Origin of the sequence: Motilimonas cestriensis (genome assembly GCF_021295315.1) — a bacterium.
GTDB lineage: Bacteria > Pseudomonadota > Gammaproteobacteria > Enterobacterales > CBDFNC01 > Motilimonas > Motilimonas cestriensis.
The window spans coordinates 37,966-60,880 of the sequence record NZ_JAIMJA010000003.1; the positions used below are offsets into that span (position 1 = coordinate 37,966).

17 protein-coding genes are annotated in these 22,915 nt (G+C 44.7%); 12 read left to right on the top strand and 5 right to left on the bottom strand.

The features are described 5' to 3' along the window. Nucleotides 1-12: 12 nt before the first annotated feature. From trxA to K6Y31_RS03625, 8 genes are all read left to right on the top strand, one after another. Nucleotides 13-339, top strand: a complete 327-nt coding sequence (trxA, locus tag K6Y31_RS03590) for a thioredoxin TrxA (RefSeq protein ID WP_233051480.1) — start codon at nt 13-15, stop codon at nt 337-339. 235 nt (nt 340-574) lie between these two features. Beyond that, nucleotides 575-1,840, top strand: coding sequence for a transcription termination factor Rho (rho, locus tag K6Y31_RS03595; RefSeq protein ID WP_233051481.1), 1,266 nt, complete (start codon nt 575-577; stop codon nt 1,838-1,840). A 126-nt stretch (nt 1,841-1,966) separates the two neighbouring features. Further along, nucleotides 1,967-3,082, top strand: a complete 1,116-nt coding sequence (locus K6Y31_RS03600; RefSeq protein WP_233051482.1) for a hypothetical protein — start codon at nt 1,967-1,969, stop codon at nt 3,080-3,082. 150 nt (nt 3,083-3,232) lie between these two features. Next, a complete protein-coding gene (gene ubiD / locus K6Y31_RS03605; RefSeq protein WP_233051483.1) occupies nt 3,233-4,717 on the top strand; it encodes a 4-hydroxy-3-polyprenylbenzoate decarboxylase in 1,485 nt (494 codons plus the stop codon). A 16-nt stretch (nt 4,718-4,733) separates the two neighbouring features. Further along, entirely contained in the window at nt 4,734-4,997 is a 264-nt protein-coding gene (locus K6Y31_RS03610) for a 2Fe-2S iron-sulfur cluster-binding protein (RefSeq protein ID WP_233051484.1), read from the top strand. A 15-nt stretch (nt 4,998-5,012) separates the two neighbouring features. Then, complete coding sequence (gene fre / locus K6Y31_RS03615) at nt 5,013-5,708, top strand: NAD(P)H-flavin reductase (RefSeq protein ID WP_233051485.1); 696 nt, start codon at nt 5,013-5,015, stop codon at nt 5,706-5,708. Nucleotides 5,709-5,855: 147 nt separating this feature from the next. Then, on the top strand, nt 5,856-7,649 hold the full coding sequence (locus K6Y31_RS03620; protein ID WP_233051486.1) for a choice-of-anchor I family protein: 1,794 nt from the start codon (nt 5,856-5,858) through the stop codon (nt 7,647-7,649). Between the two features lie 210 nt (nt 7,650-7,859). Next, a complete protein-coding gene (locus K6Y31_RS03625) occupies nt 7,860-8,876 on the top strand; it encodes an FAD-binding oxidoreductase (RefSeq protein WP_233051487.1) in 1,017 nt (338 codons plus the stop codon). Between the two features lie 41 nt (nt 8,877-8,917). On the opposite strand, the gene K6Y31_RS03630 is transcribed toward K6Y31_RS03625, so the two are convergent. The 4 genes from K6Y31_RS03630 to K6Y31_RS03645 all read right to left on the bottom strand — a co-directional run bounded on the left by K6Y31_RS03630 (nt 8,918) and on the right by K6Y31_RS03645 (nt 16,132). Beyond that, nucleotides 8,918-10,240: a hypothetical protein gene (locus tag K6Y31_RS03630; RefSeq protein ID WP_233051488.1), complete on the bottom strand. Its 1,323-nt coding sequence runs from the start codon at nt 10,238-10,240 to the stop codon at nt 8,918-8,920. Nucleotides 10,241-10,419: 179 nt separating this feature from the next. Continuing rightward, nucleotides 10,420-11,868 (bottom strand): dihydrolipoyl dehydrogenase, encoded by a 1,449-nt coding sequence (locus K6Y31_RS03635; protein WP_233051489.1) that lies wholly within the window; start codon nt 11,866-11,868, stop codon nt 10,420-10,422. Nucleotides 11,869-11,979: 111 nt separating this feature from the next. After that, the gene (locus tag K6Y31_RS03640) at nt 11,980-12,708 is read right to left on the bottom strand and encodes a glutathione peroxidase (RefSeq protein WP_233051490.1); all 729 of its coding nucleotides are present in this window, start codon (nt 12,706-12,708) and stop codon (nt 11,980-11,982) included. Between the two features lie 142 nt (nt 12,709-12,850). Next, entirely contained in the window at nt 12,851-16,132 is a 3,282-nt protein-coding gene (locus tag K6Y31_RS03645) for a transporter substrate-binding domain-containing protein (RefSeq protein ID WP_233051491.1), read from the bottom strand. A 155-nt stretch (nt 16,133-16,287) separates the two neighbouring features. Between K6Y31_RS03645 and epd the strand changes: the two genes are divergently transcribed. The 4 genes from epd to K6Y31_RS03665 all read left to right on the top strand — a co-directional run bounded on the left by epd (nt 16,288) and on the right by K6Y31_RS03665 (nt 20,575). Then, complete coding sequence (gene epd, locus K6Y31_RS03650; RefSeq protein WP_233051492.1) at nt 16,288-17,322, top strand: erythrose-4-phosphate dehydrogenase; 1,035 nt, start codon at nt 16,288-16,290, stop codon at nt 17,320-17,322. Nucleotides 17,323-17,504: 182 nt separating this feature from the next. Then, complete coding sequence (locus K6Y31_RS03655) at nt 17,505-17,936, top strand: MerR family transcriptional regulator (protein WP_233051493.1); 432 nt, start codon at nt 17,505-17,507, stop codon at nt 17,934-17,936. A 2-nt stretch (nt 17,937-17,938) separates the two neighbouring features. Further along, nucleotides 17,939-20,203: a heavy metal translocating P-type ATPase gene (locus K6Y31_RS03660; protein ID WP_233051494.1), complete on the top strand. Its 2,265-nt coding sequence runs from the start codon at nt 17,939-17,941 to the stop codon at nt 20,201-20,203. A 9-nt stretch (nt 20,204-20,212) separates the two neighbouring features. Continuing rightward, nucleotides 20,213-20,575, top strand: a complete 363-nt coding sequence (locus tag K6Y31_RS03665) for a cupredoxin domain-containing protein (protein WP_233051495.1) — start codon at nt 20,213-20,215, stop codon at nt 20,573-20,575. Nucleotides 20,576-20,671: 96 nt separating this feature from the next. Here K6Y31_RS03665 and K6Y31_RS03670 read toward each other — a convergent pair whose 3' ends face one another. Then, nucleotides 20,672-22,675, bottom strand: a complete 2,004-nt coding sequence (locus K6Y31_RS03670; protein WP_233051496.1) for a methyl-accepting chemotaxis protein — start codon at nt 22,673-22,675, stop codon at nt 20,672-20,674. Nucleotides 22,676-22,915: the final 240 nt, after the last annotated feature.

Consider the following 22,915-nt stretch of genomic DNA (forward strand, 5'->3'; position numbering starts at 1 on the left):
TTGGAGTAAGAAATGAGTGACAAGATAGTTCAACTAACGGATGCGGGTTTTGATGCGGATGTTGTAAATGCCAGCGGACCGGTATTGGTTGACTTTTGGGCCGAGTGGTGTGGCCCTTGTAAGATGATCGCACCGATCTTAGACGAGATTGCCACTGAGTATGAAGGCAAGCTGACAGTTGGTAAATTAAACATTGACCAAAACAGCGCAACTCCACCTAAGTTTGGTATTCGTGGCATCCCAACTCTGTTGTTATTTAAAGACGGTGCGGTAGCGGCAACCAAAGTGGGCGCGCTATCAAAAACTCAGTTAAAAGAGTTTCTTGACCAAAATATTTAGGGTTGATTAAGCCAGCTTGAAACACTGTAGTAGTTTGTTTTAAATATACTTAACAGTATTTTTAGTGTGATGTGGGGCACGGCGTGCCCCCTATTTTTGGCGAATTAGTAGACGCATTGCCGTTTTAGTGCTAATTTATTCAGCGTTAGAAAAATTCCAAACAGCTATTCTCATACGCAATAATCTGTTTATTAACCCCTTAATTCAAGTTTCTCACATTGAAAACCCCACAACTATGAATCTTACCGACTTAAAACATACCCCCGTACCTGAGTTAATTAAACTTGGTGAATCGATGGGGCTAGAAAACCTAGCTCGTTTACGTAAACAAGACATTATTTTCTCGATTCTCAAAGCGCATGCGAAAAGTGGCGAAGACATTTTTGGCGACGGTGTGTTAGAAATCTTGCAAGACGGCTTTGGCTTTTTGCGTAGTGCAGATAGCTCTTACCTTGCTGGCCCAGATGATATCTATGTTTCTCCTAGCCAAATTCGCCGTTTCAATCTGCGTACCGGTGACACGGTAGCAGGAAAAATCAGACCTCCAAAAGAAGGCGAGCGTTACTTTGCTCTGTTAAAAATTAACGAAGTAAACTATGACAAGCCTGAAAATGCCCGTAACAAGGTATTATTTGAAAACTTAACTCCAATCCATCCAAATAATCGTTTACGCATGGAACGTGGTAACGGCAGTACCGAAGATATCACCGCACGTATTCTTGATTTAGCATCGCCGATTGGTAAAGGTCAGCGTGGCTTAGTGGTTGCACCGCCAAAAGCGGGTAAAACCATGTTGCTACAAAACATTGCTCAGAGTATTGCTTTTAATCACCCTGACGCGGTGTTGATGGTACTTTTAATTGACGAACGTCCTGAAGAAGTAACTGAAATGCAACGCCTAGTGCGTGGTGAAGTTATTGCCTCTACGTTTGATGAACCAGCTAGCCGCCATGTACAAGTGGCTGAAATGGTTATTGAAAAAGCTAAACGCTTAGTTGAGCACAAAAAAGATGTGATCATCTTACTTGACTCGGTAACGCGTTTGGCTCGTGCTTATAACACCGTTATTCCAAGCTCAGGCAAGGTATTAACAGGTGGTGTTGATGCCAACGCATTACATCGTCCAAAGCGTTTCTTTGGTGCAGCACGTAATGTTGAAGAAGGCGGCAGTTTAACTATCATCGCCACAGCATTGATCGATACCGGCTCTAAAATGGATGAAGTTATCTACGAAGAGTTTAAAGGTACAGGTAACTTAGAGTTGCACTTGAACCGTAAAATTGCTGAAAAACGTGTTTACCCTGCCATTGATATTACTCGCAGTGGCACACGTCGTGAAGAGTTACTTACCACGTCTGATGAGCTGCAGAAAATGTGGATCCTACGCAAAATTGTTCACCCTATGGGTGAAACGGATGCAATGGAATTCCTCATTGATAAGCTTTCGATGACTAAATCTAATGATGAATTCTTTGATGCAATGAAGCGTCAGAAATCATAATAGTTGATCGGGAGGTTACCTTTGTGACCTCCCTTTTAAAATAGCCTTTCAACTTGGGGCAAAATTTGTAATTCGCCTATTTTAAGCGCACACTCAAACAGTAAATGCCAAAGTAGGATGTGTTTAATGGCCTTCGCCAAATGGATGCGGCTGGCGGTCTGGTTGTTTAGCTTCCCCGTAATTGCCCAATCCACCAACTTCACTGAAAATAACGACGAGACCTATGTTATTGATGAGCGTCACGTTGCGTTAATTGAACAAAGCTATCAGCTAAAAGATCGCTTTAACTCCCTGCTGCCCTTGTTATTGCAAGGTGATTTAGACACAGTAAATGCCAACCTGATTACCTTACCTCGCGCGCAATACGAATACTTACTGTTACTCATCTGCCAGCAAGCCATGTTGACAGAACATATCGATGAAAAAGTACGAAATTGGCTAGTTGAACTATCTCAATCTCGACCGCACGTATTACTCGAAAAACGCAATGACGACTTTATCGTTAGTGAGCCTGCTTTTGATTATCCTGCGCTTGCTCGAGCAGCATTGCGTGGCTGGCGAGTCAAAAACCAGCACTTAGAGTTTCAACGTCAGCTAAGCCAAGGTTTATTGGATGTTAAGGCTATTTTTAACAGTAATAACCCTTATATCGAAGACCAACAGGAGTCATTGGTAAAAGTGCTGCCAATGCAAAATCCGAAGCGCTTACAATGGTTAGAACGAGAGCTTGAGAGCAAACAAGTTTTCTTTCCTGACAACTTAGTGATTGCCAATATTGCCATGTTAAATAACAGTGAAGCTTTTTATCGTCGGCTCTGGCAGCGTCCTGTTGATCAACACAGCATGAAAGCGGCTTGGTGGGTTAAACATAATTATCCTTCCGAACAGGCATTTGAGCTGCTTTGGATTGCTGCGCAAAACGAAGAGCTAACCGAACATGCCTGGCAATTAATGGCAGAATTAAAGCCGATGCCACCCCAAGCCGAATCGTATTTGATGGCGGCTTTATCCAGTGAAGACATGGGCGAAGTGGCGGCGCAAGTGCTAGCGCAGCTCACCGATCATAATATTTTGTCTCGTCTTGTTGTGTTAGTGACCGAAGGCGACCCCAGCAATACCGATACCCAAAATGCTTGGCTAAGTCTATTTCTCAACACCTCCCCCGAAGCGAAGCGTCTTATTAAGCAGTTGTTTGAGTTAGATGAAATCCGCAAAAACTATGGTCCTGTACCACAGCGTTAAGGGCCAGCTTTTTCTTTTTCAACTAAAGAGACTATTTGCCCCGTTCAATCGTATTAAGCTGGTTACCCGAAGCATGATGGATGTATCTCCGATCGCATCTTGACGTTGCTTGGGTATAATACTCGTCTCTGACAAACAGGTTTGCCCCATATGAAATATAAAGACTTACGTGATTTTATTGCCTTATTAGAGCAACAAGGACTATTGAAGCGGATCAGCCAGCCCATCGATCCTAACCTTGAGATGACTGAAATAGCCGATCGTACGTTAAAAGGGGGTGGCCCAGCGTTATTGTTTGAAAATCCAATTGGTTACGATATGCCCGTGCTGGCGAATTTATTTGGCACCACCGAGCGCGTCGCCTTAGGCATGGGGCAAAAAGATGTTACCGCATTGCGTGATGTTGGCACTTGGCTGTCTTATCTAAAAGAGCCTGAGCCACCAAAAGGGCTAAGAGAGTTATGGGAGAAAATTCCCATTTTTAAGCAAGTGCTTAACATGCCAGTGAAAAAGCTCTCTAAAGCGCCTTGCCAACAAATCGTGTTATCGGGTGATGATGTCGACTTAAGCAAAATACCTGTGATGCGCTGTTGGCCGGGTGATGTCGCGCCGCTGGTCACTTGGGGCTTAACCATTACCCGAGGGCCAAATAAAAAACGTCAGAACTTAGGTATCTATCGCCAGCAAGTATTAGGTAAGAACAAACTGATCATGCGCTGGTTATCCCACCGTGGTGGCGCACTGGATTTTCGGGAATTTCAACAGCAAAACCCCGGGCAACCTTACCCCGTATCAGTGGCTTTAGGTGCTGATCCTGCCACCATCTTAGGTGCTGTGACGCCGGTGCCGGATACTTTAAGTGAATATGCCTTTGCTGGCTTGTTACGCGGTGGCCGCACCGAAGTAGTTAAAAGTATCTCTAACGATCTTGAAGTGCCCGCGAGTGCTGAAATAGTGCTTGAAGGGTACTTATACCCTGATGAAATGGCGCCGGAAGGACCGTATGGTGACCATACGGGTTACTACAATGAAGTGGATGAGTTCCCGGTCTTTACGGTTACTCATATCACCATGCGGGAAAATCCGATTTATCACAGTACTTATACTGGTCGTCCACCCGATGAGCCAGCGATTTTAGGGGTTGCACTGAATGAAGTGTTTGTTCCTATCATTCAAAAGCAATTTCCTGAAATTGTGGACTTTTATTTACCGCCTGAGGGGTGTTCGTACCGCATGGCGGTGGTGACAATTAAAAAGCAATATCCCGGTCACGCCAAGCGAGTGATGCTAGGGGTTTGGTCATTCTTGCGCCAGTTTATGTACACCAAGTTTGTGATTGTTTGTGATGATGATGTCAATGCGCGAGATTGGAACGATGTGATTTGGGCGATTACCACGCGAATGGATCCGACGCGCGACACCACCCTTATTGATCATACGCCGATTGATTATCTCGACTTCGCTTCACCTGTGTCTGGCCTAGGTTCAAAAATGGGCCTAGATGCCACCAATAAATGGCCCGGTGAAACCAATCGTGAATGGGGTGAGCCCATCGTGATGGATCCCGAAGTCACCAAACGCATTGACGATATCTGGCACGAGTTAGGAATAGACACGCCGTTAAAGCGTGACTAATTTACGGGATTGTTAAATGTTTAAAGCCAGATTGCTACCCGATGGGGTAGAATTTGATATCAACGAGCACGAAACCATCTTAGCGGCGGCCATTCGCCAGAAGATCCCGTTTCCCTATCGTTGCCGCACGGGTGGTTGCCAAAGTTGCCTGTGCCAACGCACTCAGGGTGAGGTGGAATACGGTGCCATGGAGCCTTGGCTAACAGATGCAGAGCAAGCCGAAGGCTGGACTTATGCATGTTTGGCTAAGCCATTAACGGATTTAGAAATAAAGCTTTAAGCTTTAGGAAAGGTTATGAAATCATATAGTTGTAAATTGGTAGAACTGTCACAATTCACTGACTTTGTTTATAAACTGGTATTAAAAACCACTGAGCCTGCGGAATTTATTGCTGGTCAATACCTAACCGTGGTGATGGGCGAGAAGGATAAGCGTCCATTTTCCCTTGCCAATAGCCCAACCACAGGCTTAATTGAGCTACACATCGGCGCGTCAGAGCACAACCCATATGCGATGGAAGTGATTGAGAAGGTAAAACAAACCGGTGAGCTAACGGTGGAAGTTGCAGCTGGTAAAGCATACTACCGTGAAGAGTCTAAGCGTCCTGCAATCTTAATCGCCGGCGGCACAGGCTTCTCTTACGTTAAATCTATTTTGGAATACAGCCTAACCACCGCCAATAAACAGCCGATATTTATTTACTGGGGCGCACAGCAGCCAGAGCATCTTTACTATCATCAAGAGCTAGCAGCATTAGCCGCGCAACATGAACATCTTACCTATATTCCTGTTGTTGAAAACGGCTCAGTAGCCGGTGGTAAAACCGGTCTGGTACATAAAGCAGTACTTGAAGATTTTGTCAGCCTAGAAGGTTACGACGTATATATTGCTGGCCGCTTTGAAATGTCGGGCGCAGCGCGTGAAGACTTCCGCCAACAAGGTATTGAAGAAGCCCATCTTTATGGTGATGCGTTTGAGTTTATAAAATAACTTAAACCAAACCTAGCTAATTAAGCCAAGTGTGCCGTCGGGTTTACTTGGCTTTTGTCATTTTAGTGTCATAAAAAGTAAACCTTAGTGTAAACATCCCTCCTTAGCATAGGCGCCATTTAGCAAACATAATAATTAGGGAAAATCATGAAATTTAAGGGCGTAACTACACTATTAGTCAGCAGCTTAGCGCTGGCTTATCCTGCTATCTCGGCTGCTAAGTCTGACGCTGCCATGGCGTCAGCGCCACAGCCAACATTGATTGCCCGTCATGCATCGGGGATTTTTGATGCCAGCGCGGCAGAAATTGTCAGTTTTGATAAACGTAGCCAGCAAATTTTTGTGGTTAATGCCAAAAGTGGCGCCATTGATGTGTTAGATGCCAGTACGCTCTCTAGCAACACAAAGGTCGAAAATGACATCACATTAAACAACCTGCCAAAAGTGACCACGCTAGATGTTAAGCATGATGTCGCTAATAAGTTAGCAGGCGCTGCAAACAGTGTGGCTGTTTCAGGTGATTTACTCGCAGTCGCGATTGAAGCGGGCGATGATAAAGGTAATAAGCGCCAAGGTCGTGGTTACGCGGCGTTTTATAAAATTGGCAGCGATAAAAAAATCACTTTTATTAAAGCGGTTAAAGTGGGTTTCTTACCTGATATGATCACCTTCACCCCAGATGGTAAAGCTGTTTTAGTGGCTAATGAGGGAGAGCCCTCTGGTGATTATAATGTCGATCCTGAAGGCTCGATCTCATTGATTCGAATTAAAGATGGCCAACCAGGCGAAGTTATTGAGCTGGCGTTTACTGACTTTAACCAAGGCGGCAAGCGTGCGAATGAAGTGCCGGCTGATTTACGCGTGTACGGTAAAAGCATGCAAGGCGTGGCATCGAGCTTGGCGCAAGATCTTGAGCCTGAATATATTACTGTAACCAAAGACAGCAGCACTGCTTTTGTCTCACTGCAAGAAAACAATGGTTTTGCCGTGGTTGATGTGGCTAATGGCAAGATTAAGCAGTTGGTTAGCTTAGGTTATAAAGACTATAGCCAAGCAGAAAATGCCCTTGATTTAAATGATCGCGATAATATTGAATCAATCAAAGGTACGGTTCTTGCTAATGGCAAAGCCAAAATCAATATCCAGCCTTGGCCGCATGTGGTGGGTATGTATCAACCCGATTCTGTGGCCAGCTACACCGTTAATGGCCAGCATTTTGTGGTGACCGCTAACGAAGGTGATGCGCGTGAATATTTCTTTGATGCCACTAAAGAAGCATGTGAAGCACAAGGCGGATTGGACTGGGATGAAGATGACGGTTGTTTATCATTCAACGAAGAAGTGCGCGTTGAAGACTTAGTTGGCAAAGAGCAGTTTACCCCTGAGCTAGCTAAAATGACGGGTGAAGAGCAGCTAGGTCGTTTGAAGATCACTAATACCTTAGGTAAAAATAGCCAAGGTCAATATGACACTTTCTATTCTTACGGCGCGCGTTCATTTTCAATTTGGACCGCCGATGGCAAGCAAGTATTCGACTCGGGCAGTGACTTTGAACGTATTACCGCAGAGCGTGTGGGTGAAAACTTTAATGCCAGTAATGATCGCGCGCAAAATCATAAGAAAAATGACCGCTCAAGTGCCAAAGGACCCGAGCCTGAAGCACTTACGTTAGGTGAAATTGATGGCCGCACTTATGCCTTTATTGGCTTAGAGCGCGTGGGTGGCTTTATGATTTATGATATCACCACACCGGCAGAGGCGAAATTTGTTAGCTATACCCTTAACCGTGACTTTACTAAGAATCCAACCAAAGAGGCGGCGGGCGATGTAGGTCCAGAAGGGATGGCGTTTGTTGCCAAGGCAGATAGCCCAACCGGTAAACCGCTACTGGTTATTGGCAATGAAGTAAGTGGTTCGACCTCTGTTTATGAACTGAGATAAGCTGCTGAATTTTCATATAAGCTTACTCATACTACAAAGCCATCCTCAATAGGATGGCTTTTTGTGATCTTAATTTGACTTTTTAACTCTCGCTCAAGACGAATTTATCCCCTATACCTTAAGGCACAAGTGAATAAAGGGATGTGCGCATTCTTGTTGCTCAGTTTTTACATAAAACTGACAGCCTGATGTTGTTGCTTAAGGTTTTCGATGAAAAAACTCATTTTTAACGGTCAGACCTATCCGCTCGATCCCGCACATTCGGTGCTGGATAACCTTCTTGCTGCTGGGGTAAATATTCCCCATTCTTGCCGCACTGGCATTTGTCAAAGCTGTATTTTACAAAAAATATCCGGAGACGTTGATAGTGAAGCTCAGCATGGCTTAAGGGAGGCGCTGGCAATGCAAGATTACTTTAAAACCTGCTGTGCTTTTTGTGATTCGGATATAGAGTTAACGTCTGGTAAGCGGGCGGACTTTTTGGGGCGAGCTGTGATTACGGAGAAGCGCTTACTCAATAACAGGGTATGCTTATTAGAGATAGAGCCTGCCAATCCTATTTATTATCATGCTGGGCAATTTTTAAATATTCGCCGTGACGATGGTGAAACGCGCAGCTATTCCATTGCTAGCCTCCCTTCGCGAGCGGGTGCGTTAGAGTTTCATATTGAACGAATGAAAAATGGCACCTTAAGTAACTGGTTATTTGATGAGGCAAAAGTAGGTGACTGTTTAGATATTCAAGGGCCTTATGGTCGTTCTTTTTATCGCACTACCCCCAATAACATGAACATCTTGTTGGTAGCTAATGACTGTGCTTTGGCACCTGCTTTAGGTGTGATCAGGGATGCACTCGACTCAGGTTTTAAGGGGCAAGTGTACCTTTATCATGGCAGTAGCAACCTTGATGGTTTGTATTTTCATGATCAGTTAATAACCATGGATGAAGCGGTTGATAATTTTCATTATCGGGCCTGTTTAGATGATTCGACCCAAGTGCGGGATGACCTGCCGACCGGTTATTATCAAGGCAACATGGCGGAATTAGCGTTGTCACGCTTTGCCCACTTGCAGGCATTCAAGGTGTTTTTGTTTGGTGAGCCGAAAATGGTCCGCAATACCAAAGAAGCTGTGATAAAAGCTGGCGCGCTGATTGAAAATGTATTTATTGATCCCTTTGATTATCGAGATTTGAGAAAAATTAAGCGGCCAACAAAGGCCGCTTAATTTAATTGAATCCGGTTGGATTAATGATTATCACATCCCATTTAGTAGCGAATAATGTCGCGCATTGGGTCATAGTCGCTGTTACTTAGACTACGACTATTTGGGTTGATGGCCGAGCAGTAGCCAATTAATGGCAAAGTAGTTGGCGAGCCCAAGCTATTAAAGAAATCTTCTACTGCTAACAACTCTGGCCCAGTTGCATTGGCTAATGCTTTTTTCACTACGGCTAGGGCTCGCGGGCGTACTAGACTAGCTGCAATTCGGTTGCGTTGGCCCCAACCAATAATGTAATCATCACACTTAGGGTCGGTTATGTCAGGCACCTCTAGGTAGGCAACATCGCGATCAATATTGAAATGTTTTTTCATCATGCTTTCTTCAAACAACATGGCAAAATCTTCTTCAGTTTTATAGTAAGCATATTGGTCATTAGCCCCTTCCTGCTCAAGTAAAAAACCGACCTCTGCGGCGGTGTAGGCTTCGATTTTTGCTTGTTGAGCCTTGTCTTTAGACTCTTCTCCGCCAAAGAGATTGAGAGAGATTGCCTGCATATCAGAATTGGTTAGCGTGTAGTTGTTAACAAATACTTGGTTGCTCATTTGTGGGATGGCGCGATCATGGTAGATCTCAGACAGCTTTTTGTCGGAAGGCGTCAAGGTGGAGATAAAAGTATTATGGAAAATATCGCGTGCATGAGCGAGTTCATGAAACAATAATCCAGTGAACTCAGGCAATGCCGAAGCTAAGCTGCGCTCAGTTTTATCACTTAATGACCCAGGTGAAGAGATAGTTTTATTGTTATAAACAAAACGCCCGGTGGTTAAAAATTGGAATTTTTTAGCATATGCTGCGCGGTAATCATCGTCTTGGTTAATGGTCGCTTTTTCGGCATTGGTTAACCATAAATAGTCTGGATCGAGGTAGATCGCACCCGAGTAGGGAGTGAAGTAAGATGGACGAACATCAGAACTAATCACAATGGCGCGCACACTTTGGAATAATGGCAAAATAGTCTTAGGCATGTTGTTATTCGTTAACATGTCTTGAAAGCGATTAATCATCCAATCATCAGATACGACTAGGCGATTCATTATGTCATCTATTGTGGGGTTGGGTGTTTCGCTGTAAATAAATGAAAGCTCATTAAGGGAGCAAGAGTCACCTCGGGTTTGTGCTTTAACACATTTAACTAGCACATCAGCATGGGGGCTGCTTGTTCGGGCTACTTTTAGCTCAGCCGTTGGAGCGATAGGATTTGTTGGCGTTCCGCCATCGACAGGCTTGCCGGATAAATTGATGGATTCACCGCCGCAGGCTGTGAGAGAGAGCGCTACTGCTAGTAGGCCATACTGATAAAGTTTCATTGCCACGGATCCCTGTAAATAATTCCTGATGAGAATATCACATTTTCAGGTTATTTGACTCCGTGTCAACTAAAGGTCATTGTTTTGATGAGGTTGAACAAGTTTAAGTGAGGAGGGTAATAAAAAAGCTTCGTCAAATTGACGAAGCTTTTGTGAAAATGAATATGACAGCGGATGAGTTAGCAGCCTGGGCCACATTCCATACACATTTGTGTCATTTCTGGGCCTAGGTGTAATTTCGAGTTGAGGTCACGCAATGCTGTTCTGACGCCTTCTTCGATTACCGGATGATAGAAAGGCATGTCGAGCATTTGTGCCACGGTCATTTTGCTTTGATGCGCCCAAGCCAGTAAGTGTGCTAAATGTTCGGCATTAGGTCCGGTCATTTCCGCTCCTAAAAAACGCCCTGTACCGTTTTCGCCGTATACTTTTAATAGGCCTTTGTTTATTAACATCACGCGGCTACGGCCTTGGTTTTCAAAGCTCACTTCACCGGTGGTAAAGCAGCCACAACTGCCTAGGCGCTTTTCAATCTCACGGTAGCTTTCCCCGATCATGGCAATTTGCGGATCGCTAAACACGGCAGCAATTGGCGTGCGACGAAGGCCGGCGCGAATATCTGGAAAAACACCGGCATTGTGGCCAGCAATTTTGCCTTGATCCGCTGCTTCATGTAGCAGTGGGATCTGGTTGCTAGAATCGCCAGCAATAAAGATATTGGCGATGGATGTTTGCATGGTGTACTTATCAGCAAGCGGTACGCCTTTTTCATCTAGTTGAATGTCGAGCTGATCCAGGCCAATTTTATCAACATTGGGGCGGCGGCCTGTGGCTGCAACTAGGTAATCAACTAAGGCTTCTTGCTCTACACCTTGCTTGTCAGTGTATTGAATATAAACCTTGTCCCCTTCGCGTCGCACGGTTGACACTTTCGCATCAGCATCAAGATAAAACTCATCAGCAAAGGTTTTGTATGCGTAGGCCATTACATCTGGGTCGGTTAATGGGCCCACTTGGCCACCGACGCCAAACATTAATACCTTCACGCCTAAGCGATGTAAGGCTTGGCCTAGCTCTAAGCCAATCACTCCGGGACCAAACACCGCTACCGACTCAGGCAAGTCATCCCAGTTGAATACATCATCGTTTACTACTAAGCGATCGCCCAAATCATTCCAAGGGGCAGGCCAGCTTGGGCGCGAGCCGGTCGCGATAACAATGCGTTTGGCTTGAATTTGTAAGTCATCGCCTACCTGTAAGGTGTTGCTGTCGATAAACTTAGCGTAGCCTTGAATTTTATCTGATTCAGGAATGCCATCAACGGATTCCAGTACAAAGCCAACAAAACGGTCGCGTTCGTCGCGTACGCGCTTCATCACTTCTTTACCATTAATCTCTGGTTTGCCTAAATGAACACCAAAAGCGGCAGATTTATCGTATTGGTGTGCATTTTCTGCTGCGGCGATCAATAGTTTACTCGGCATACAGCCAACCCGCGCACAGGTTGTGCCAAATGGGCCACCTTCAATAATCGCTACCGAATCGGTTGCTTCTTTTGCTGCGCGATAGGCCGCTAACCCTGCTGTGCCGCCACCAATTACTGCTACATCTAACTGTTTAATCTTCATAACAACCTCATAAGTGGAATTTGTTTGCCTGAATTCACTGCTGATTAAATAAAATCAGGGAAAAAAACTGGGAGAAAATAGGCGACCGAAGCCGCCCGATAATTAGGATAATTAAGCGAAGTAAGCCGCTAACTCCTCGCTACCACCGATATGCTTACCACCGATAAATACTTGTGGCACAGTGGTATTGCCGCTGATGGCTTTTAGGCTAACGCTGCTAGCATCTTTACCTAATACTATTTCTTCAAAGCCTAGCCCTTGCTCTTTTAATAGTGCTTTCGCTTTGGCACAGAAAGGACAGCCCGGTTTAGTAATAATGCTGATGGCTTCCGGTGCTTTGGCTTCGGCATTAATGTAGCTCAGCATAGTATCTGCATCAGATACTTTGAACGGGTCGCCTGGCTCATTTGGCTCGATAAACATTTTGTCGATGATGCCGTCTTTAACCAGCATCGAGTAACGCCAGCTGCGCTTACCAAAGCCAAGGTCATCTTTATCCACTAGCATGCCCATGCCTGCACTGAACTCACCGTTACCGTCTGGGATTACGCGGATGTTTTCTGCTTCTTGGTCGGCTAACCAAGCGTTCATTACAAAGGTATCGTTAACGCTGATACATACGATTTCATCTACGCCATTTTCTTTTAATACGTCCGCTAGCTCGTTGTAGCGTGGTAAATGCGTTGATGAACAAGTTGGCGTAAATGCACCTGGTAGTGCGAACACTGCCACTGTTTTGCCTTTGAAAATTTCGTCAGTAGTTACGTCAACCCAAGCATCGTTAGCGCGAGTATGGAATGTAACTTGAGGTACTGATTGGCCTTCTTTATTGTCTAACATGTCGTATTCCTTGTTGTTTATAAAAGGTTTGTCGTTTTGATGGGTTAAGTATGGGGTAACCTGGTGAAACTTAGAAATGGTTTAGAACAATAGTATTGATAGCTTTAAACTATTACTTTTTATTTTTTGATAGTTTTTGTTTCTATTTGGCTAGCAGCACGCAGTTACGATTGTGGCCCTTGGCTTGATACAGGGCGTCATCGGCTTGTTGGTAAATAGTTTCTTGGTCAATGTCTTGATCAAAGTGAATAATATTTACACCGACGGAGATAGTAATAATATCGTAAGGTTGATTACGCAGATGGGTAATTTGCAGTGCTTCAACCGATTCCTTTAGACGATAGGCAATGTCGGATATGTCGCTATCGAGCGCAGCACCCGAAACAATCACGCCAAACTCTTCACCACCAAGACGAAAGACATAATCACAGGCACGGTGAAGGTTGCTTTTTAGCGCCTTCGCCAGATCAATCAGTACTTGATCCCCTTTCGGGTGGCCATAAGTGTCATTAAAGGCTTTGAAGTTATCGACATCGATGATCATAAATCCAAACAGCTTCTTATCCCGTTTTGCTCTGGCTAATTCTTTTGGAAAAATCTCATTGAAATGGCGGCGGTTAAATAAACCCGTCAGTTCATCAATGCGGGTAATATTCTCAATGCGTTTTTTATCGGTGATGTCTTGTTGAATAACACTAAAACCGATCACTTGATGGCCACGCTTTAAAGGCGAAAGAAAGGTTTGGGTGGTGATCTTTTGGCCGCTGTGGTTGTGGTAGCTGAATTCGCCTTGCCAATGTCGCTGTTGTTGTATTGCTTTAAAAAAGCTGTCTTCAGTCTCTTCTGGGTTGGCGTTGCTATATAACAATCTAAAGTCACTGTTTAACAGTTTATATTTGGCCATGCCTATGGTCTGGCAAAAGGCGTCACTGACATCAATAATACTTTGGTTTGTGTCTATCTTTAAATTGAGTACATGGTGATCAATGATATCTAAGTAGTTGTTTATTTTTCTGTTTAGGGCGCTTAGCTTGCGGTTCCAGTAGATGAATAGGCTTAATAACACGGCCAGCGAGAACGCAATTGGCCATAGTTTGCGATAATCTCCTTCATAGAGATATTTGATATTAATCCAGCGATTGAATATTTCGTCGTGCTCAGTCGGTTTTATATCGCGAGTGGCAATGTCAAAAATGTCACGTAGCAGGGGTTCATCGTTGCGGGTGGCCACGCCAATGGACCATTCTAAGCCTGTGGCCCCGTTGATCTTAACATTGCTGATTTTACCTTGTTGGATCACATGGCTTACCGAAGCGACTGTATCTAAGAAGGCAAACAGTTCGCCACTGGACACCATCTCAATGCCTTTTTCAACATTACTGACTTCAATAATGTTGGCCCTGGGATACTTTTCCTTTACCGATTCAATCAGTGAATAACCCGCGACAACCCCGATAGGCTCTCCTTCTATTTGCCCTAAATTACCAATAAAGTAGGGCAGTTCTCGGGTAATAACCACCACTGGCAGCTTCATAAAGGCTTCACCAAAGTCCAAATACCTATCTCTGCCAGGCGTTTTGGCAGCGGCAGAAATGATGTCGCATTCCCGCTGCCTTGCTTTGGCTAAGGTTTGGGTCCAGCTGCGTGTTGGAATTAACTTAAACTGCTTACCTAGCTTTGCTTCATAAAGCTTCATCGTATCAGCTACTATGCCTTGGTGTTGCTGCTGTTGATCTATCCATTCAAAGGGGGCCCAGTTTGGGTCAACACACATGGTAATCCAAGGTTTATGACTAAGATAAGCTTGCTGCTCTAAGGTAAATAACTCGTTACTAAACTCAATATCTAAACCCGATTTTAAGCTATTCTCTATCAGCTGTGAGTTATCCTGTGTGGCATTGATACTGAGCCATTGTTTGCGCAGGGCGATGTGCTCCTCCGGTGTAATACTAATTAAGGCTTTATTGATAATGCCGGTTAGTAAGGGATCTTTGTGGCCAATGCCGACGCTGAAATGGTTTTTGAATGGGGTAAAACCGTGCAAGCTTAAGTTTGCCAACCCTTGCGCTTGGATGTGATAAAGGCTGACAAATAACGTACCTAAAGTGGCATCTACTTCGCCCGTGGCTGCTGCGACTAATCCAGCGCTCACATCTTTGTAACGCTTTATTTCTATTTCAGGGTAGCTTCTGGTTATATCAGCCTCATCCGAGTAGCCTTCGACAATGGCTAATGTTTTACCATTGAGCTGCTCTAAGGTGAAATAGGGATGTTTATTTTGACTAATAATAGCAACGGGTGAGCTAAGAAATGGCTGACTAAAGTTGAGGTAATGCTGGCGCTGCGGAGTGTTGATGATACCTGAAATAAGATCGCAATTGCCTGCTTGAGCTTCATCAAGAGTCGCCTGCCAGCTGTCTGTTGGTCTAAGTACGATATCCAGCTTTAAGCGTTTTCTGATCAGCTGAATGTAGTCAGCAAACAGCCCCTTATGGTGACCCTGTTGATCAATTTTATCGTAGGGCATCCAATCGGGATCGGCACATAATGAAAGAGTACTTAATTTGCTTAAGTAGTCTTGTTCAACTTGGGTTAAATTGAGGGCGTTGGCTTGGGATAGTTTATCAAATTCACCGAGCCACTTTTTTCTTAACGCGATAAGTTCACTTTCTTTAACTTCAGCCATCGCTTTATTGATGATGCTATGGAGTAATGGCCAATCTTCGCGAACACCTATGTGTAAGGTTTCAGCTTTACCGTTAGTAACATCAACGCTACCCGCGACAACTAGGCTTGCTAGTAAATGCTTTTCAACTAAATAGTTGATAGTGGCTAAATTATCGATGTAAGCATCTGCTTGATTGGTAGCTACTGCGCGTAAAGCTTCCACCGGAGAGGCGACGTTAAGTAGCTTAATATTGGGATAATGCTTGGCGATAAACATGGTGGAGTAATAGCCAGAGATAACCGCTAAGGTTTTATCCTGCAGGGCTGCTAAGTGAGATAAATGAGCGTTTTTTTGTTGGGTGACGATGACCGAATGAAGTTCAAAGTAAGGCTCAGTAAACAGTAGGAAGTCTTGCCGCTCAGGTAAATCGGCCACTACATGCATTAAATCGATTTCTTTCGCTTTGGCTTGTTCCAGCAATTGAAACCAGCTATAACCGTTGATGTAGTCGAACTTAACCCCAATTTTATCGGCGATGATATCTAGATAATCAATGGAATAGCCTGCTGGTGTTTGATTATCAACAAAGTCTAAGGGGGGCCAGTCTGTTTCGTTAGAAACTCGGATCACCGGATGTTCGGTAAGGAATGCTTCTTCTTCAGGTGTCAGTATCAAACCATTACCATAGCTAGCCGGGCTGGTGATAAAGCAGCAAACTAGCAAGGTGAACTGAGTGAACCTGACCAAGTAAAACAATAAATAAGCACCTTAGAAGGTAAAGTAAATATAAACCGTGCTGATTATTCAATATACAAACGATAAATGATATAGACCAAGTTCACACTTTATTGTGACAAGTAGATTAAGTATGGTGTGCTGGCGATTGGCGACAGATTAGATAGGGTAAAGTAATGTTAAAAGTAGCGATAAATGGCTTTGGTCGTATTGGGCGTAGTGTACTAAGAGCGTTATATGAAAATAATTACACCCAGCAAATTCAAATTGTCGCGATTAATGAATTAGCCACACCGGCAGCGATGGCGCACTTGCTGCAATATGACTCCAGTCATGGCCGTTTTGAGCAGTCAGTCGACTTTGATCAACAACATCTTTATGTTGCAGAGCATTCGATTGCCATTTTTCACCAAGGGGATATTCAATTACTGCCATGGCACGATTTAGACGTCGATATTGTGCTCGATTGTACCGGTAAATACGGTAGCCGCGCCGATGGCTTAGCGCACATTCATGCGGGTGCGGGTAAGGTGCTATTTTCCCATCCCGGCGCAGCAGACTTAGATCACACCATTATTTATGGCGTTAATCATCAAAGCTTAACCCAAGCCGATCGCATAGTGTCTAATGGCTCCTGTACCACAAACTGCATTGTGCCCGTGATTAATTTGCTGCATCAAGCCTTTGGCATTGAATCAGGCACTATCACCACTATTCATTCGGCAATGAACGACCAGCAAGTGATTGATGCTTACCACTCTGATTTGCGCCTCGCGCGTGCTGCTAGTAGCTCTATCATTCCTGTGAACACTAAGCTCGCACGCGGTATAGAGCGTATTTTGCCTGAATTTGCCGATAAATTTGAAGCGATTGCGGTGCGCGTACCCACCATTAACGTCACGGCGATGGATCTGAGTGTTAGCTTAAAAACACAAGTAGACGTTAACGCGGTAAATCAGCTGTTGCAGCAGCAAACCAGCTCGTTTTATAAAGGCATTGTTGATTATAGCGAAGCTGAGCTGGTCTCCGTTGACTTTAATCATGACTCTCACAGTGCCATTATTGATGGCACTCAAACTCGCGTAAGTAACGGTAATCTATTGAAAACATTGGTTTGGTGTGACAATGAATGGGGTTTTGCGAATCGTATGCTAGACACCGCGTTGGCGATGCATTTTTCGCCATTGAGTAATAGCCATGGCGAACCTTAACTTGGCCTAGGTTGGTAGTGGCAGTATAAGGTCTATCCCATAGGCTTGTTCTGACTGTCACTTCGGTTCATTTATACTCATTCGCTAACCTGTTTTACTGTTTCTGTTTGACTTGTGTGTAAGGCATAGGTGTAAGCTTAATTTATGGCTCATTCTTATCTGTCACAAGCGGGAGTTTAGAAATGAAAGTAACTCAGTTGGCGCGGCATCTTAATGTTACCCCCGACACGGTGCGCTATTACACTCGAATTAAATTGCTGCGGCCAAAAAAATCACCTGAAAATGGCTATAAAAATTACCCCACCAGTGAAATCAATCGGTTGCATTTTATCGTTTGTGCGCGGGATCTTGGGTTTTCTGTTGAAGATATTCAAGAAATTTTAGCCGAGTCTGATGCCGGTCATTCTGCTTGCCCACGGGTGCGCGATTTGATTGAGTTGCGGCTGCAGGAAACGCAAGTGCGGTTACAGCATATGCAGCAGCAATACGACCGCATGAAACTAGCGGTGTCGAGTTGGCATGATAAGCCAGATATGGCGCCTACTGATGACATGATTTGCCACTTGATTGAAAAGTTTGGCATGGCTCATTTTGTTGATTCGCAAGAGGCTTAATCATGGATAAATCAATAAACCAAGTAGAGCAGCCTGCGTTAGAGCAAGTGCTGCAAATTGAAGGCGCCAGTTGTGCTGGTTGTGTTAATAAAATTGAAAAGGCGCTTAATAACGTGCCCGGCGTGACTCAGGCGCAAATGAACTTTGCTGATCGCACCGCTTCTGTGTCAGGCGATGTTAAGTTAGAGGTGCTGATCCAGGCGGTAGAGCAGATAGGTTATCATGCAAAAATGGCCGCCACCGAAGATGAAGCGGATACGTTAACTGAGAAAGAGCAAGAAGAGCAAAACTATTACCAAACCTTGCTGCGCCATACTTGGATTGCATTAGGGGTCGGCGTGCCCTTGATGATTTATGGCTTAGTCGGCGGCACGATGACCGTGACCACAGTGACGGAGCAAGTGGTATGGGGCTTAGTTGGTTTAGTGACCTTAGCGGTAATGTATTTTTCCGGTAAGCACTTTTACTTTGGCGCTTGGCGCAGCTTTATCCACCACTCTGCCAACATGGATACCTTGATTGCGTTAGGCACCGGTACCGCGTGGCTCTACTCTATGCTGGTGGTGTTTGTACCTGACTTATTACCGTTAATGGCCCGCCATGTTTACTTTGAAGCAACGGCGATGATCATCGGCTTAATTAATTTGGGGCTAGCTTTTGAAGTCAAAGCCAGAGGTAAAACCTCACAGGCGATTAAGCGCTTAATTGGCCTGCAAGTGAAAACCGCGACGGTGATCCGGGATGAAGAAGAGGTCAATATTGCGATTGCCAAAGTGCAACTTGATGATGTTGTTAAAGTGCGGCCGGGCGAGCAAATTCCGGTTGACGGTGAGGTAATATCAGGTAGCAGTATGATTGATGAATCCATGCTAACGGGCGAGCCTGTGCCAGTCGAAAAACGCAAAGGTGATGAGGTGGCATCGGGCACGCTCAATAAAACGGGGTCGTTATTGTTTAAGGCGACCCGGGTTGGTAAAGATACGGCATTAGCGAAAATTATCAGCATGGTTAAACGAGCGCAAAACTCGAAACCTTCCATTGGTCGCCTAGCGGATGTTATTTCGGCCTATTTTGTTCCCACCATTATGATTATTTCGATTATCAGTGCGTTAGTTTGGCTTAACTTTGGCCCCGAGCCACAATTGGCGTTTGCGATTGCCGCAGCGACCACGGTACTGATTATTGCTTGCCCTTGTGCCCTAGGTTTAGCTACGCCGATGTCAGTGATGGTTGGGGTTGGTAAAGCAGCGGAAGCGGGCGTGTTAATCCGTAATGGTGAAGCGCTGCAAACGGCGTCGAAAATCACCACTATGGTGCTGGATAAAACCGGTACCATTACAGCAGGCTCACCGTCGGTGACCGATATTATTGTGCTTGATGACCGTGACGAATCTCGGGTGTTACAGCTAGCCGCCAGTATTGAATCTCACTCCGAGCACCCTTTGGCAATGGCGGTGGTGAGCAGTGCCAAAGAGCAATCTATTAACTTGGTTGAGGTAACTGAGTTTAATGCAATAGCGGGCCAAGGTGTTGAGGGGCTTTGCGAAGGCGAACACTTGTTGTTTGGTAATGAAAAACTGATGACACAGCAAGGCGTGGCGTTAGATCAAGCTGTTGAACAAGGGCAACAATTGGCGCAGCAGGCGAAAACGCCAATGTACTTTGCGATTAATAACCAGTTAGTGGCGGTGATTGCGGTGGCTGATGCGATTAAAGCCGATTCAAAGGCGGCTATTGCGAGGTTACAAAGCAACGGCATCAAAGTGGTGATGTTGACCGGTGATAATCGCGATACCGCGGTAGCAGTGGCAAAACAAGTGGGGGTCGATGAATTTTATGCCGAAGTGCAGCCACAAGATAAGGCCGCGCAGGTAGAGGTGTTTCAGCAAGCCGGTGAAATTGTCGGTATGGTCGGCGATGGCATTAATGATGCGCCGGCATTAGCGCTAGCCGATGTTGGCTTTGCCATTGGCACCGGCACCGATGTTGCGATAGAGAGTGGCGACATTACCTTGATGCGAGGCTCTTTACATGGCTTGGCTGATGCCATTGCGGTGAGTAAGGCAACCTTAACCAATATAAAGCAGAACTTATTGGGTGCGTTTGTTTATAACGTGGCGGGGGTGCCCATCGCGGCGGGGCTGCTCTATCCTTTCTTTGGTATTTTGTTAAGTCCGGTGATAGCCGGGGCTGCCATGGCATTTTCCTCGTTGACCGTGGTGAGTAATGCTAATCGATTACGTTGGTTTAAAGCGAAGCAGCATTAGGAGCAAGACATGATAGTGATTAATTTACTTGGCTTGGTACTCATAGGTTTTATTGTTTGGTGGTTTTGGCTATATCAGCCGCCTAAGCAGCGTACAAATAAGGGTAATATTGAGATTGAAGTCAAAGACGGTGTCTACACGCCCGCACAAGTTAAGGTGCTGGCAGGGCAACCCTTTACGTTGCGCTTTATCCGTCGAGACCCGTCACTTTGCGCCGAGGTAGTACAAATACCGACGTTGTCAGTGAGTGATAATTTACCCACCAATCAGCCCCATGATATTTCATTGCCCGAGTTAGCGGTGGGCAAATATGAATTCCATTGCCAAATGAAGATGTATCGCGGTGTTATTCATGTGGTAGAAGATGAGTAATAGGGTTGTCTTTTTGGCAGGATTGTTGTGAGTTGTATCAAGTGAAAAAGGGGGGCCAAAAGCGGTCTCCCTTTTTTATATTACGATTAATCTTGGTTAAGCGTTGATCTGCTCTTGATGGACTTTTTTAAATTTAAATAACTGGGTGACGCTTTCTAGCTCACCTGCAAGCTGCGCTAAATTACTACTGGCTTCAGATGTTTGTTGTGCCCCTTGGCTGCTTTGCTCTGCTGCCACGCCAATATTACTGATGCTGCGGGCAATGTCGGCAGTGACTTGCGATTGCTGCTCGGCAGCGACGGCGGTTTGCATGGCATGCTCATTAATTTGGTTCATGGTTTTAGCCACTTCACTTAATGCCTGCTGCATCTCTTTGGCTTTACTAAAGGTATGTTCTGACTGGCTGGCACTGGCGCGCATTGAACCCGAAACACTGGACGCTTGATTGTTTAACTCGCCAATAACCACTTCGATATCTTTGGTTGAAATTTGCACTTTTTTCGCCAACTCTCTCACCTCATCGGCCACCACCGAGAAGCCTCGGCCTTGTTCGCCCGCTCTGGCTGCTTCAATTGCCGCATTGAGCGCAAGTAGGTTGGTTTGCTCGGCGATGGTTTGGATCACTTCCAGTACTTGGCCAATTTTTTGGCTGTGTAAATTGAGATGCTCCATATCATCGGCAGTCTCGGTATTTAGTTTTAATGAGTCAGCCATCGAGGTGAGTGTGTCATTAATCGCTTGATCGACCTCATTGAGGTGGCGGTTAATAGCACTAATTTCTTCTGCTGCTAAATTAGCATGATGGTTTATCTCATTGGCTGCAGCATTCATCTCTTCCATTGCAGTGGCCATCATTTCGATTTCTTTGGTTTGCTCTGCTGCTGAAATGCGAGTTTGATTAGAGACTACCGATGTTTCTTCAGCTTTTTCAGACATAGTTTGACTCGCTGCAGCAATTTTACTTAATAGGTCAGACAGGTTTTGCTGCATTTTCCCCAAGCCGGAATAAACGCTGCTATCTTGCGGGTTAAAGGTAAAATTATAAGTAAGATCGCCATTTGATATATTGCTGGTTAAGTGCAACATATCACTGGGTTCGCCGCCCAAAGGTTGGGTGATGCTGCGTGTGGTTAACCAAGCAACCAATAAAATAAGTATGCTTGAAAGGCCCATAATGTAATAAGTACTGTTAGTGAGTTTCGCTACCGCAGCCATGGCTTCTGCTTCATCGATCTCTGCTAGTAAGGCCCACTGGATGTCTCCAAATTTTACGTTACCGTAAGCAGATAAGACGGGGTGTTGATTGTAATCTTGGATCACTGCGAAACCTTGTTCTCCGCGAAAGCTGGCTTGGGTTGCTGCGGTGTTAACGCCATTGTTGGCAACGGTTCCAGCAAATGACGCTTTAATGCTGCGGTTTGTAGGATCGAGGAAAGAATCGGATCGCATTAAGTTATCTGGCCCAACAAGATAGGTTTCTCCTGTGTCACCTAGCCCTTCACGCAACTGCATGATGCTATTTATCTCGTCAATGGAAAGCTGTAATGCAAGTACATAAGGCTGGTTGTTAAGGGTTACTTGGGTGGCAATAAAAGAAGCTGGGTCATTATTACTTGGCAAGTAAGGAGCAAAGTCTGCAATTTGTAAACCTTGCTGCTGGATAGATTTGTTAAAAACCTTTGCCAAGCCTGATGTTTTATAAGGACCTGTGAGTATATTGCTCTGGTAGTCGGCTTCTTTAGTTACGGAATAAAAAACTTGTCCCTGCTGATCAATGAGGAATAAATCGTAGTACTGCTTTTTTAAAGTAAAGGTATTCAGTAACTCGTGGTAGCGGTCAATGTACGCCTGCGCATCTTGCCCTTTATTTTCTTTTTGTAAGTTATTCAATAAGCTAGTGAGCACAGCAAGATCGCTTTGTTTGTCTTGGAAGTAGTTTTGCAATTGAGCTTGTTTAATTTTCCATAATCCAGAAAGCTGCTCATAAGCCTGTGTTTGTAAAGCTTTTGCAGCAATTTGCTCTACGATTAGGCTACTAACAATAGCGGGTATTAAGCCAATGGCGATAAAGAGTAAGCCGAGTTTATACTTGAGTTGCATAATTACGTCCCAAATTGCTCAAACTCTTGTAACTTTAGTATCAAAATTGTTCTTTGTTTCGCTTAATTCGATTAATTTATGCTGAAATATATAAAGTTATTGAATAATAATGAGTTAAATATAATTTTTTATAGCTTAATCATCGTCGGCGATGGTTGTATTTACCTTTCTGTGCTGTTTATGCCTTTTTGTGAGGTGTGCATTTTTTCTGTGTATATCGTTTCCATTGATTTTATCTTA